This window comes from Alteromonas sp. ABD4_190 (genome assembly GCF_056160105.1).
Map to the genome: position 1 here is coordinate 1,828,066 of NZ_JBSWWN010000001.1, position 14,682 is coordinate 1,842,747.

A 14,682-nucleotide genomic window follows, 5' to 3' on the forward strand; every position below is an offset into this window, starting at 1 on the left:
GTAATTTTGTGCTAGTATTGAACCCAAGGTAAACGTTTCACCTTTTACCTTAAAAAAGAAAACTTATATTTTTCATAAAGTTACAAATAATAATCGAGAAAATATAACGTTAAATGTGTAAAAGTAATGTTAATAAGCTTGATCCGCACATACTAAAAACGTAATTTAAGTGCAAAGTACGTTAAAACGTAGCCTACTCACGGAGAAAACACAGTGACACATAAAATTAACACATCACAGTTAGGCCCAATTGCGAAACGCTCACTTTTAGGTGTTGCTATCGCCTCTGCCCTACACGCACCGGTTGCATTTTCGCAAGACGCTGACGCGCAGAATGTAAACGATGCACCTGTTGAAGTTATTGAAGTTCGCGGCATTGTAAGCAGCTTGAAAAGAGCAATGTCTGATAAGAAAGAAAACTTAGCTGTTTCAGACGGTATCGCAGCAGAAGATTTAGGTAAGTTTCCTGACCTTAACGTTGCTGAATCACTTCAGCGTATCACTGGTGTTTCTATCGACCGTAACGGTGGTGAAGGCCAGCAAGTAACAGTACGTGGTTTTGGCCCTCAATTTAACACGGTACTTGTTAACGGTCGCCAACTCGCTTCAGACGATGCTGGCCGTGCATTTAACTTTGACGTACTTGCTGCTGACCAAATTACTGGCGCAAATATCTACAAGAGTGGCGTTGCAAACCTTCAGTCAGGTGGAATCGGCTCTACCATCAATGTTTCTACTGCTCGCCCGTTCGACTATGACGGTTTCCAAGCGGTTGGTAGCGTAAAAGGAATGTACGAGACGCTTTCAGAAGAAACATCACCGCAAGCCTCATTCCTAGTAAGCAATACGTTTGCCGACGATAAGTTTGGTTTACTTCTAGCGGTATCACACCAAGAGCGTGAAGTTCAGATCAACCGCATTCAAACAGCAGGCTGGCGACCAGGACTGACACTGTCGAACAGAAATGACGGCGTAATTGCATCAAATGTATACCTTCCTCGTAACTGGGATCAGGTTGTAGATCAACAAGACAGAACGCGTACAAATGCGTCGCTTGTTGCGCAGTTCGCACCATCTGATGATGTCACTATCACGTTAGACGGTTTTGTATCTAAATTTGAAATTGATTCACAAGTAACTGACCTAGCATCATGGTTCGAACCAGACCGCGTTGGCTCTGCGACCATTTCTGAATACGGCACTGCTATTCAATTTACGCAAGAAATTGACTTACACCAAGGTAGCGGTAACCCTGCGTCTGACTTCGTTTCATCGACCCGTGGTGTACGTGATGTAACCAATAAAGGTTTTGGTTTAAATGTTGATTGGCAAGTAACTGATGCCCTTTCAGCAACATTCGACGTTTCAACATCTGAAGCTGAGAACGATATTGGTGGTAAAGGTCGCTTTAATGTAGTTGGTATTATTAACAACTATGAGTTTGACGGCACAGGGAGCACACCTACAGTAATTCACGACGGTTTTGGCAACGGTCAATTGCCTGACATTAACCTTAACCGCCTTCACTACAATGACTTAGGTAACGTAGTTGCATCAGAAGACGAAGTAACAGAGTACAAAGCAGATTTCACTTATTTAGCTGATTCTGACGTTTTCCGTAAGGTTGATTTTGGTATTTTGCGTTCTGAGCGCGAAAAATTCGTATTCCAAGAGTTTGCGTCACAATGTGCGTTCTGTGGTTATGGTACAGCAGCGCCAATTGATGAGCTTAATATCCGCCCGTTTACTGCAAACAACTTCTTCAGCGGTCTGATTGACACTTGGTATACCTATGATGGTGATGCATATCTAGACTACCTTGCCTCTCAAGGTGCTCCAGTAACGCCAACGTTGCAAAACAACTACTACAACATTGAAGAAGAAGTCACTGCACTTTATGCTCAGTTCGAATTTGGTTATGACATTGGTGATATGCCATTAACCATGAACTTTGGCGCACGTTATGAAGAGACAAGCGTGGCTGTCTCAGCGGTACAAGCCTTTGTTTCGGATATCGTTCCAACTACCGACTTGACTCTGTTTTCAAACGTATTTGCGCCAGCAGAAAACATTACAGGCACAACATCGTATTCTAACCTATTACCTAGCTTGAACGTTAAGTTAGAAGTACAAGAAGATATGATTGTACGTTTCTCGCGCTACGACTCTCTGACGCGCCCAACTATGTCGCAGATGTCTCCGGCTACTACATTTGGTGAACCTCGCCGTCAAAACCTTCAAGCAAGTGGTGGTAACCCTAACCTTAAGCCATTTAGTGCAGAAAACTGGGACCTGTCGTTTGAGTGGTACTACAGCGATGACTCAGTCTTCTCGTTTGCAGTATTTAGCAAAGAAGTAGAAGACTTCATTGTTACACTTTCAGGCGCAGAAACTTATAACATGACTGACCGCCTACCAGGAGACTTCCGCTGTGCTGCAGCAGATTGTGCGCCGGGCGTTTCGCTTGACCCACAAGACCCTGACCGCGATGTAGTAGCTGACACTGAAGAACTTAACGGTGCAAGTGAAGTTTATACCGTTACACGCCCTCAAAACGGCGAAACAGCAACGGTTAATGGTTATGAAGTGGCTATTACCCACGTATGGGATAACGGCTTCGGTGTAACGGCTAACGCTACGGTAGTTAACAGTGATGCGGAAGTATCTGGTGATACTAGCCAAACGTTTGCATTAGAAGGGCTTGGCGACTCACAAAACCTTATCGTGTTTTATGAGCGCGATGCGTTCCAAGCTCGTGTAGCGTTTAACAACCGTGAGTCGTTCCTGTTTTCACTTGATAATGGTTTATCTGGTGAGCCGACTACTACTGAAACCTATGGTCAGTGGGACGTAAGTGCAAGTTACGACATCAACGAACACCTTACGGTATTTGTTGAAGGTATCAACGTGACTGAGGAAGAGCTTACGCAAACAGGTCGCTTCCCAGACCAAATTTACTCAATTGAAGACAATGGTGCTCGCTACTCTGTAGGTATCCGAGGCTCATTCTAAAATTTGTGTGTGTTTTGGCAGGGGTAAAACCCTGCCATTTATCCATAAGCCTATTGGCAAATCGAGTACGTTTATGGATAAATGTAGAAAGCAGTCATAATTCCATTTAAGTAGTGTTGTTTCATGAACCATTCATCTGATACATCTAAAAAACAGCGTATTGTTATCGTAGGTGGCGGCACCGCTGGCTGGCTTACTGCCGCCATAGTCGCAGCCAAACATAAGGTAGCAATGGGTGAATGTGGTTTAGACATTACATTGGTTGAATCTAGTGATATTCCCACTGTTGGCGTAGGTGAAGGAACTTGGCCAACGATGCGTAATACGCTTAAAGACATTGGGCTGTCAGAAAAAGAAGTATTTAGACGCTGCAGCGCTGCATTTAAGCAAGGCGGTAAGTTCGTAAATTGGGTAAATGGCGACGGCGACTTTTATTACCACCCGTTTACCGTTCCGCTAGGTTATGGCCGCGTTGAGATGGCCCCCTATGTAGGCGATATTGCAAATTTTGCCAACGCCACTAACTTTCAGCAGCACGTGTGTGAGCGTAATATGGCGCCTCGCACTCTCAGCGAACAGGAATACAGCAGCGCGCAATCGAACTATGCGTATCATTTAGATGCTGGCGCATTTGCTGACATGTTACGAGACTTCAGCAAAACGGAGCTAGGCGTTAAACACATTGTCGCCACGGTAGAAAGCGTAGCCGCAACCTCAAACGAACATATCGAAAGCGTTACGCTTAACAACGGCATGGTTTTAGACGCCGATTTATTCGTCGACTGTTCTGGCTTTCGCTCACTATTGCTTGGCGAAACCCTTGGCGAAAGCGTTGTTTCCACAGATGACGTGCTATTTAATAACTCTGCCCTTGCCCTTCATGTACCCCACGAAGAAGACTTTGAAATAAAGCCCTACACCCAAGCCACAGCACAAGAAGCAGGCTGGATTTGGGATATTGGTTTATCTTCTCGAAGAGGCGTAGGCCATGTTTACTCCACCGAATTTACTACCGATGAACGCGCCGAAGAAGTATTGCGTCAGTACGTTGGTGACAAACACGGTGATTTGAAAGCGCGCACCATTCGCTTTAACTCTGGTTATAAGAAGCGTATTTGGAAAGGCAACTGTATTGCAGTAGGTCTTTCCGCAGGGTTTGTAGAGCCGTTAGAGGCAACAGCCCTCATGCTTATTGAGATTTCAGCACGTTATATTGCAGAGCAAATGCCGCTGCCCGTTTCTGCTATGCCTATAGTCAGCCAGCGCTTTAACAAACAAATGAACTATCGCTGGCAGCGCATTATCGACTTCTTGAAACTTCATTATATTTTCAATCAACGCAGTGAACCTTACTGGGTTGCTAATCGCGATGCGTCTTCTATCCCCGACTCTTTAAAAGAAGATTTGGAAATTTGGAAGTATCGTGGCCCTCAAATTGCTGATTTTTCAGCGGCAATAGAGCTATTCCCTGCCGCCAGCTATCAGTACGTACTATATGGAATGGGATTTTCTCCAGACTTTTCTTTGCAGTCTCATTTCTACAACGAACGTGACCTAGCTGATAAAGTGATTCAACAAAATCAGCTAATCACGCAGCAAAAACTAAGCAGCTTACCTAATCACCGCGACTACATTGAGCAGTGGTTGGCAAGCTAACGAGAACTATAATATGCCAACATTTGAAACCTTATCGGCTGATACCCACAGCGCTCTTACTATTGATGAGAGCAAGCTTGCTAGTACTTATTCGAAATTTCACCTTCTCAACATTGAGATAAAGGAAGCCGTTCAAGCATCTAGCGACTTTCCTCTGTTTTTCAGTAAATCCACTGAAGCGCAGTATTGGACTATTTCAGCCCTGTGCGGGCTAGCCCCCCAAGAAAACGTATTTGAAACGCAGGGTACATGGCTTGGTCATTATGCACCGCTTAGTCTTCGCACCTTACCTTTTATCGTACGGCTAGGAAATGACGCTCAACAGCAAAAAGTTTTAGTTGATGTCGACTCGCCGGCCGTTTCTTCTGAAAACGGTGAAGCGCTCTTTTTGTCTTCAAAGCGCCCTACTGCGTACTTAGATAATAAAAAGAAATTGCTGGATGAGCGTGTTACCGCCATGCAGCAAACCGCCGTAATGATGAATCAAATTAGCGAGATGGGGCTCATTCATACTGTTGACTTGATAATAGAATATAAGGACAACACCAATCAGCGCGTGGGCGGATTAGCTACGGTGAATGAACAACGTTTGCAAAACCTTACCGGTGAAGAACTGGCTAGTTTGAATCAAAAGGGCCTGCTCAACGTGCTTTTCAATATTCTTGGCTCTATTTTGCAAGTGAACCGCGTTATCCGTCTTCATAACACTAAATTCCCTGATCGCGCTGTAAACAACATTAAGTTCGAAACCAGCAAGTCATAACTATCCTCTAGGAGTAAAACATGTTTTCCAGCACTATTCAGGTGTCTGTTTTTGTCTTTGTGACTGCTTTAATTGGTTTTCTTACCTATTTAAGTTGCCGCGGACAAAATAGAAGTGCCCAAAACCAAAACCGCGAATACTTTCTTGCAGGTGGCGGTCTAGCTTGGTATTTCGTTGCAGGTAGTATCACGCTCACTAACTTGAGTACCGATCAGCTTGTAGGTATGAACGGTAACCAAATGGCCTTGTTAGCCCTATGGGAATTAGCAGCCGTTGTGGGCCTTTTCGTACTGGCAAAAGTATTCTTACCTGTGTATTACAAGTTCAAGTGTACAACGACGACAGAACTTCTAGAGCAGCGCTATCACGATAAGCACATTCGCGCGGTTATTAGTGCGCTCTTCTTCGCAGGCAGTGCCTTGATATTTTGCCCGGCAGTAATCTATTCGGGCTCATTGTTCATGCAGTCTATGTTTAACGTTGAGCTGCCGCTTATGTACATTGCGGTTATCTTCGTTATCGTTGGTGCCCTATATGCTATCTTCGGCGGCCTTCGCGCAGTAGCGGTGTCTGACACCTACTCTGGCGTGCTTCTTTTAACCATGGCCGTACTGGTGGTTATTCTGGCGCTTCAAGCCATCGACTATAACTTTGACGGCATTCCGCAAGAGCGACTTACCCTAATTGGCGATGATGAGTCTCCAATTCCTTGGCATACCTTGCTTACCGGGATGATCTTTATCCAAATGTTTTACTGGGGAACCAACCAAGTAATTACACAGCGCGCAATGGCGGCACCTTCGTTGAAAGAAGCGCAGAAAGGCGTATTCGCTGCGGCCGGTATTCGCTTGCTGATTGTACCTGCCATTATTGTTATTCCAGGCATTGTTTCATACAAACTATTTGGTGATATTGGTGATAGTGCTTACGGAAAAATTGTTGCAACGGTATTGCCTGATTGGCTTTCTGGTGTATTCGCTGCGGCTATGGCGGCTGCGGTGTTAACCACGTTTAACAGCAACTTGAACTCTGCTACTGCGCTATATGTTTGTGATATCCACGAAAGCTACATCAACAAAACACCTAACGTACCTAAATTAAGCGGCTACGTTACGGTTTTATTGTGCTTAGTATCGCTTGCGCTAATCCCCGTATACCAACAAGCTGATAGTATTATTAACCTAGTTCAAAAGCTTTACGGCCTATTAAGTATGCCGATTCTTTCGGTATTCATCGTTGGCTTACTGTTTAGAAACGTGCATGCATTCGCAGCCATTGGCGCAGTACTGTTCGGTGTTTCAATTTACGCATTAATGAGCTTTGAAGCTTCACCTCTGTATGCACCATTTGGGCTTCATTACATACACCTAATGTTCGCAACGCTTATCGGCTGTGTCGCCTTTGCTCTTATTGTGAACCGCGTAGTGTTTAACCAAAAGGCAGAGTTTTCGTTAGAGCTTTATAAGAAAGAAGCCTAACAAATTAGTTACATGTCGAAAAAGGATGTCTTTTGACATCCTTTTTTGTTTTTAACAATTAATATCGTCTATATTTTACAACTATTGGTCAGACTTCATTTCCTTCGCAATGCAGACTACCATTGAAAGTAAAACGTTTACCCTAAAACTGTAGAATAGGTATAGTGAACGTGATTTAATATGCGAAATTATCGCGTAAGAAGACACGTCTTACGTAGTAAAAAACTTGTATTACCACCTAATTTACGTTTTATTAACGCTGAGGTTTTTATGTCGTCACTTTCTCAATTCGTACGCCTGTCGAACGAAAAAGTCACCTTAATATTCGACTGTCAGGGTCGCATGCCAAAAGTCATTTACTATGGTGCGCCATTAAGTGATAGCACAACGCCTGAAATGCTTAGCGTTTTAAACACACGCCAAGAAGCTAAATGCGCACCAGTAATAGAGCCACCAATTACTTTAGTGCCTACCCATGGTGAAGGTTGGACAGGACAGCCAGGCCTTGAAGTTTCCGGTGATGCGGACCAGTGGTCAGCAGGCTTTAACTTAGTAGAGATAAATCAAGACGCTCAATCGGTTGCCTTCATTTCTGAAGATGCACATCGCGGTATGCGCCTTATCACAAGTGTAGAGCTTGATACCGCGACCAGTGTGGTTAAATATGTTTCTCGTGTAGAAAACACCGGCAGCAGTGCACTGAACCTCAATTACTTGAATGCTGCTAGCCTTCCTCTTCCTACAACGGTTAGTAAAATTAAAACATTCGAAGGTCGTTGGTCTGCTGAATTCCAAACCAAAGATCACGACCTATTCTTTGGCAGCTACGTGCGCGAAAACCGACGTGGCAAAACCTCTCACGATACTTTTCCCGGTTTAATCGCGTTCCCTGAAGGAACAGGCGAGCTTAACGGTGAGTGCTTTGGTTACCACCTTGGCGCTTCAGCGAACCATAAACTTCGCGCCGAGCTAATGGCCGACGGCAGAAGCTACGTACAGTTTGGTGAGTTATTATTTCCAGGTGAAGTTGTACTTAATGCTGGGGACAGCTATACATCACCAGTGCTTTACACCGGCTATGGCTGTGAAGGTTTTTCTTCCTTGTCGCAACAGTTCCATAACTTCATTCGCAGTAATGTGCTAAACCACAGCGCTGAATCAAAGCCTCGCCCAGTGCACTACAACACCTGGGAAGGAATTTACTTCGATCATAACGAAGACGAACTTAAAGCCTTGGCTGACAAGGTAGCTCCGCTAGGTATTGAGCGCTTTGTATTAGATGATGGTTGGTTTAAAGGCCGCAGGAACGACAAAGCTGGGCTTGGTGACTGGTTTGTAGATGAAGCCATCTACCCAGAAGGACTAGACGGGCTAATTGATCATGTTACTGGCCTTGGCATGGAATTCGGTATTTGGTTTGAGCCAGAAATGGTTAACCCAGATAGCGACTTATATCGCGCGCATCCCGAATGGGCACTTCAAACTGAAAACAACCCTCATGTGCCATTTAGAAACCAATACGTTCTAGATTTGACCAACCCTGAAGTGGTTGAGTACCTTTATAAAGTTATTACTGATGTACTTAAAGCCTATCCAAAAATAAGCTACATCAAATGGGACATGAACCGCGACGTAAACCATCCGGGTAACCTTCAAGGCAAACCAGCAATGCACGGCCAAATGGCAGCGCTTTACGGCTTAATTGACCGCGTAAAAGCAGCTAAGCCAGGCATTGAAATAGAAAGCTGTTGTTCAGGCGGCGGACGAGTAGATTTAGGCATATTGCCACACACAGATCGATTCTGGACGTCAGACTCTAACGATGCATTAGACCGCTTATATATTCAGCGCGGCTGCTCTTACTTCTTCCCTTCTGAAGTCATGGGCGCCCACGTAGGTCCGCGTGACTGCCATATTACAGGTCGTAACCTACCTATTGAGATTCGTTCTGCGGTCGCCTTGTTTGGTCATATGGGGATAGAAATGGACCCGCGTGAACTGACAGACCACGAGCAAAAAGTGCTAGCGGACGCCATTTCGCTTTATAAGAAATATCGTCATATTACCCACGGCGGCGACCTATTCCGCATGGACGATGACGGCATGAATGTGAAATTTGGTTATGTGTCGAAAGACAAGCAGGAGGGTATTTTTGCATATAACAGTGTTACAGAAACCGTACGCACTACGCCGAATCGTTTCTACTTTGCAGGGCTTGATGCTAACAAGCAATACACCATTGAGCGTGTATGGCCTGAAAAGCTGAAAGAATACACTCCTTCAATTTTGCAGCAAACTGAAGGGCAAGTGTTCTCTGGCGAAGTCTTAATGAAATACGGTATGCAGCTGCCGGTACTGTTCCCGCAAACAGCGCTGATTTATACTGTTAAAGCCCTGTAGCTTTCTAAGCGCTATGGCTTTCTAATCACTGTGGTCTCATAAGCGCTGTGCCCTTTTAAGCGCTGCCTAAGTAAAATACGAACAAGCGAGCTACGCGGTATTACACCGCCGCTCGCTTTTTTTGTTTTGGTTTAGCTTACTTGCCTTCCATCTCAAGGCCTAGTGCCCATCGGTCGTCGAAGCCCTTCCAAGGTTCTGGCTTTTTACCGTCTACGGGAACTTGGGCACTGCTGCCACTCATGTTCAGGTATTCACAATCATCTTTTAAGTCTTTCACATGACAGTTCATAAGCGCCAACGCGAAGTGCTCGTTGATAGCATTCAGCTTTTGCACTTCCCACGCAGGCTCAATGTAGCTGCCCAAATCAAACTCGCTGCCATAGGCTTCTTTAGGGGCGGGGTGAGGTGCGACATTATGACGAGCGTTTTTAACAGTAAGTAGCTTAGAACCTTCACTGCCGGTATTTTCGAATAACCATTTAATACCATCGTAACCTGAAATATCGTCGTTATCACCCGCCACATAAAGAACAGGTACCTTGATATTGTTCAATGATTCAACATCAAACAGCTGGTGTTGCCCTCCCCATGGAGCTAGCGCTAACGCTGCTTTCCAAGCTGGTAGTACATCCTTGCTACTGTCGTTGCCACCTGCGCAAGTATTTAGCGCGTCTTTGATAAGCGCTGCTACTTTAGGGTCTTGTGTGCCAGTGAAGGTCGCTGCCGTTTGGTCGTTAAACGCATAACAGCCGCCTACTGTACTTACCGCACCATAGCCTCCCATGGAATAGCCAATAACGCCTGCCTTACTCGCATCAACACTGTTTTTAAAAAATTCGTGTTCGCTAATGCTGTTCAAGGTTAGAACCTGGTCTCGAGAGCGATTTAGTAGCGTGCTTGGAAAGCCTGAATACGGATTTTCCGCAAAGTTAACGTCTTTGTTTGTGGAGTCTGTATGGTCGATAGCCGCAACCACATAGCCATGAGACGCAAGGTGTTCACCTAAATAATACATAAGCGTACGATAGCCGGTATAGCCGTGAGATATAACCACCACCGGGTAATCAGAACCTGCAGTAGCAATAGGCGCATCGCGGCTTGCATCGCCTTCAATTTCAAATACTTGACCACTTCGCGTTTCATTCACATATTTTGCCGTCTCGGCTGCACTTGAAGCTGGATACCAAACCTCTAGCGTTAATTTACGTTCGACATCATTCCCAGCAATATCTTTCACTTTTTCTGGGTAAGTCGCTTCAATGGTTTTTACGCCAACTACGTGAGCGCCTTTCTCGCTTAGCGATGGCATAACATCCGCTGGAAAAGGCTTATAGAGGTTCTGAGCTGCAGAAACCGGTGTAGGTAACATAGCAGTACTAAACGCGAGTGTAGCAGCGCCACAGAGCAGGGATAACGTTTTCATAATTAGGCTGATTTTCTTGTTATTGAAAGACAATTTTATAATACTGCCTAACGAACTCCATACAAGTAAACCTCCATTATTATTGCTGATTAAACGAAATAAGAAGCGGTAATAAAACGAGAATATAAGGGATCAGCAACAACCTCGAAAACGATAGAGGTTACGGTAAAGGGTGTATGGAAGAAATTATGAACTAACTAAAAATCTCCACATATTCATATAATAAAGAGACTGGGAAATAGGTTAAACGTGCTACCCAACATTTACTTTTTCGATAGAAAAGTATTCCATCGTTGATCGAATAAAGGCTTAAGGCGTTGAGAATAACCATCCGCTCTGAAATTAGTATCTCTCAAAATCTCACTTTTTTCAGGATTCGCAAAAATACGCGCTAGCGCTTGATCCAAACTCGTTGTTACCTCTTGCCCTAGCGCTGTCTTTGAACATAGCAAGCGCTTTGTTCCTCTCAATTCTTCCGACAGTTCGCTAACTTGATACACATGCAAGGTGTCGAGCTCTTCTCTTGATAATGCAGCTATTTCACGCGGACCGACATAGCCAAAATCAATTCGCCCGCTTTTAAGCAATGCGATGGTATGCATGCCTAGGTCTGTACCTAGACTATGCACTCTTAATACATTGTATTTTGTTGCCCACTGTTCGACGGTTCGTGCATAAGCGTTACTTACGTCTTTGTAGAGCACTGTTTTTAAGTTTTGATTGAGTAAAGCTTGCAAAGAAACTGACTCAAACAAGCCTTTCACACTTTGTGACAAGCCGACATTTTCTTCATCATCAATTAAAGGTGGGAGCGCTTTTCTTGACACAACAAGTAAAGGCAAATTGATAGAGGTAGGTTCAGAATAATACCCCCATTTCGTTCTCTCTTCTTGGTATGACGCGCCGTAAAAACAATAGACCTTTTGAGACGACTTTTCATGTTGAATTAACGACCAGGCACGCTTAACTGGGTAGGCTTCAAATTGGTGGCTATAACTTTCAAGATAACTAGAAAGATGAACCATGAGATCATACACCGGGCCAGATGTAATAGTAATACCAGGCCCTTCAACACCAAGTTCAGGTGGACGCATCCAAATAATGGTAGGCTTCTTCTCATCACAACCTTCAACGTCGCACTCAACATTATTTTGAGCTGTTGAAGCGCTGATGTTGATACTGAAAAATGCAAAAACGAATAATCTTGCTAATACCGACACGTTATAAGACTACCCTTGGATGTGAAATTTAATGGCATTTATCCATCACCAGTCTATATGCGGCGCTGTGGATATAACTGGAATGTGATCTTACATTAGTCGGATACAAAATTAATTGGTTTCAGTCTCATAATTGACTGAATTTAGCTCAAAAAAAGCCGCTAAAAAGCGGCTTTTAAGATTATTTTTACATTTATATTTATTACAAGACCTAAAACGGAATGTCGTCGTCGAAATCAAAATCAGGTTCAGCCATTGGAGGATTTTTAGGCTGAGACGGATTTCCACCTTGAGGCGCTTGATTGTAGCCGCCACCTTGGTTTTGATTATAACCACCTTGTTGACCACCGCCTTGCTGTGGCGCTTGATTATAGCCGCCCTGCGCTGGTGCTTGGTTGTAACCACCTTGATTATTTTGAGGACGCTGGTAACCACCGTTACCGCCGCCACCTTCACCGCCGCGACCGCCAAGCATTTGCATTTGGTCTACGATAATTTCAGTAGTGTACTTATCCTGACCTTGCTGATCTTGCCACTTGCGCGTTTGCAATTTACCTTCAACGTAAATTTGCGAGCCCTTTTTCAGGTACTCTCCGGCAATTTCTGCTAAGCGACGGTACATTGTAAGGCGGTGCCACTCAGTGCGCTCTTGAACCTGACCCTGTTGGTCTTTCCAGCTTTCGCTAGTTGCTAGGCTTAAGTTCGCAACGGCGTTTCCGTTAGGCATGTATCTAACTTCAGGATCATTGCCAAGGTTTCCAACAAGAATAACCTTATTAACGCCTTTCGTTGCCATTGATGTCTCCTGTAACGTTTTTAGTGGCTTGCTGTATAACTCTTCTTTGTAAGACATCAGCAAGCGCGAAAGTTCATCGAATATTAGCCAGCTAGTATATCGTATTTTATTAGGGAAAATTGAAATTTTTCGACCCACGTTTACGTTACTAACTGCAACACGTTCTAGAACTTAACAAAATTTACTGTCAGCGTCTTCTGAACTTTCGCGTTGTTTTTAGCAAGGCCTATAGTAACACCCTGCCATTTTTATGATTACCACCACGTAATATAAAACGCTGCGGTCAAAATCACTACTGCGATTGATGCTACGTTAAACCCACTTGTGGTTTTGAACTGCACTTCATTAAGGTCGACCGCGTTTTCGCTAATGCCCTTTTTCTCCAGAAGTGAAACAACTACAGCCAAGGCAACGCAAAGCAGGAATACAAGCCCAACGCGGTCAATAAATGGCAGCTCAGGCCAGAACTGTCTAAACACAATGCTTAAAACAAATGAACCTAACGCGGCAAGCAAACCACCGTTTGCCGTGGTCTTCTTCCAGAACATACCTAGCACGAATAACGCGCAAATGCCCGGTGTAAAGAAGCCCGTAAATTCTTGGATATACTGGAATGCTTGGTCGAAATTACCTAATAACGGTTTAGCTACCACCATCGCAATGATTAGCGCGACCAAGCTTACTATTCGCCCTACTTTTACATAGTGCTGCTGTGACTCGTTCGGGCGCTTATCTTTATAAAGGTCCATAGTAAAAATAGTGGACACGCTGTTTGTCATTGAGGCTAGTGATGACACAATTGCCGCCACAAGCGCGGCAAAGATAATACCTTTAAGGCCAACAGGCATTAGCGTCATTAGGCTTGGATACGCTTGGTCTGGCTTAGCTAAGTCAGGCACAATAAGTACTGCTGCAATTCCCGGCAATACCACAATTAAAGGCATTAGCAGTTTTAGGAATGCCGCAAACGCGATGCCTTTTTGCGCTTCTTGAACACTTTTTGCCGCCAACGTACGCTGAATAATGTACTGGTTAAAGCCCCAGTACGACAGGTTCATTATCCACATACCGCCAACCAGTACAGAAATGCCCGGCAAGTCCATATAGTGCGGGTTGTCTTTTGACAAAATCATGTCGAATTTTTCAGGTAGTTTATTGGTTAAATCGACAAAACCCTGAATAACACCGTTTCCATCACTGATTAGGTTCAACGCGGTATACGACAGGAACAGCCCGCCAATGACTAACAGCACCACTTGAATAATGTCGGTTAACGCGACCGCTTTTAGGCCGCCATAAAGTGAGTAGGCTAGCGAGAAAAGACCTAAGAACATCATGCCGTAAACCATATCGACACCAGTAATGGTATTGATGGCCAATGCACCTAGCCACAGCACAGCTGTCAGGTTTACAAATACATAAACGCCTAGCCAGAATATTGCCATTACCTTACGCACGCGATGATCGTATCGCTGCTCTAAGAATTGAGGCATGGTGTAAATTTTATGCTTTAAAAAGATAGGTAAAAAGAACTTGCCCACAATAAGCAGTGTAATGGCAGCCATCCACTCATAAGACGCAATGGCAAGCCCTAGCTGGTAGCCTGAGCCAGACATACCAATGATTTGTTCAGCGGAAATATTGGCGGCAATTAACGATGCGCCAATCGCCCACCATGGCAAGCTTGAGCCTGCTAAAAAGTAATCGTTTGTGTCTTTTTGATGCCCCTGCTTTTCGCGCGAAACCCACCACGCAATTCCGATAAGCGCGACGACGTATACCACGAACAACGTGATATCTATTGATGCTAATTTCATAGTTTTTCCCAAAGTTCTTATTTTGGGTGCGGCGATTGTTATGCAGGGTACACAGGTGAAAAATTGTTTTTATTATTTTATTGGTTGTTGCCACACCAGTGTCACGTTTTTAAAACG

Annotated in this window: 9 protein-coding genes; 5 read left to right on the plus strand and 4 right to left on the minus strand. The window is 44.4% G+C overall.

The window, feature by feature from the left end; genetic code table 11:
• Nucleotides 1–213 precede the first annotated feature (213 nt).
• From ACXAFM_RS08075 to ACXAFM_RS08095, 5 genes are all read left to right on the plus strand, one after another.
• Nucleotides 214–3,012 (plus strand): TonB-dependent receptor, encoded by a 2,799-nt coding sequence (locus ACXAFM_RS08075; protein ID WP_474834109.1) that lies wholly within the window; start codon nucleotides 214–216, stop codon nucleotides 3,010–3,012.
• Between the two features lie 123 nt (nucleotides 3,013–3,135).
• Nucleotides 3,136–4,668, plus strand: coding sequence for a tryptophan halogenase family protein (locus ACXAFM_RS08080; protein ID WP_474834111.1), 1,533 nt, complete (start codon nucleotides 3,136–3,138; stop codon nucleotides 4,666–4,668).
• 13 nt (nucleotides 4,669–4,681) lie between these two features.
• Nucleotides 4,682–5,431 (plus strand): SapC family protein, encoded by a 750-nt coding sequence (locus tag ACXAFM_RS08085; protein WP_474834113.1) that lies wholly within the window; start codon nucleotides 4,682–4,684, stop codon nucleotides 5,429–5,431.
• Nucleotides 5,432–5,451: 20 nt separating this feature from the next.
• Nucleotides 5,452–6,909, plus strand: coding sequence for an SLC5 family protein (locus tag ACXAFM_RS08090; RefSeq protein ID WP_474834115.1), 1,458 nt, complete (start codon nucleotides 5,452–5,454; stop codon nucleotides 6,907–6,909).
• Between the two features lie 270 nt (nucleotides 6,910–7,179).
• The gene (locus ACXAFM_RS08095) at nucleotides 7,180–9,309 is read left to right on the plus strand and encodes an alpha-galactosidase (RefSeq protein ID WP_474834117.1); all 2,130 of its coding nucleotides are present in this window, start codon (nucleotides 7,180–7,182) and stop codon (nucleotides 9,307–9,309) included.
• Between the two features lie 136 nt (nucleotides 9,310–9,445).
• Here the strand turns inward: ACXAFM_RS08095 and ACXAFM_RS08100 are convergent, their stop codons facing one another.
• The 4 genes from ACXAFM_RS08100 to ACXAFM_RS08115 all read right to left on the minus strand — a co-directional run bounded on the left by ACXAFM_RS08100 (nucleotide 9,446) and on the right by ACXAFM_RS08115 (nucleotide 14,565).
• On the minus strand, nucleotides 9,446–10,732 hold the full coding sequence (locus tag ACXAFM_RS08100; protein WP_474834119.1) for an alpha/beta hydrolase family protein: 1,287 nt from the start codon (nucleotides 10,730–10,732) through the stop codon (nucleotides 9,446–9,448).
• A gap of 263 nt (nucleotides 10,733–10,995) precedes the next feature.
• Nucleotides 10,996–11,952, minus strand: a complete 957-nt coding sequence (locus tag ACXAFM_RS08105) for a hypothetical protein (RefSeq protein ID WP_474834121.1) — start codon at nucleotides 11,950–11,952, stop codon at nucleotides 10,996–10,998.
• A gap of 211 nt (nucleotides 11,953–12,163) precedes the next feature.
• Nucleotides 12,164–12,748, minus strand: coding sequence for a single-stranded DNA-binding protein (locus ACXAFM_RS08110; protein ID WP_105929930.1), 585 nt, complete (start codon nucleotides 12,746–12,748; stop codon nucleotides 12,164–12,166).
• 254 nt (nucleotides 12,749–13,002) lie between these two features.
• Nucleotides 13,003–14,565 carry a sodium/sugar symporter gene (locus ACXAFM_RS08115; protein WP_474834123.1) on the minus strand — a complete coding sequence of 521 codons (1,563 nt, stop codon included), beginning with the start codon at nucleotides 14,563–14,565 and terminating at the stop codon, nucleotides 13,003–13,005.
• Nucleotides 14,566–14,682: the final 117 nt, after the last annotated feature.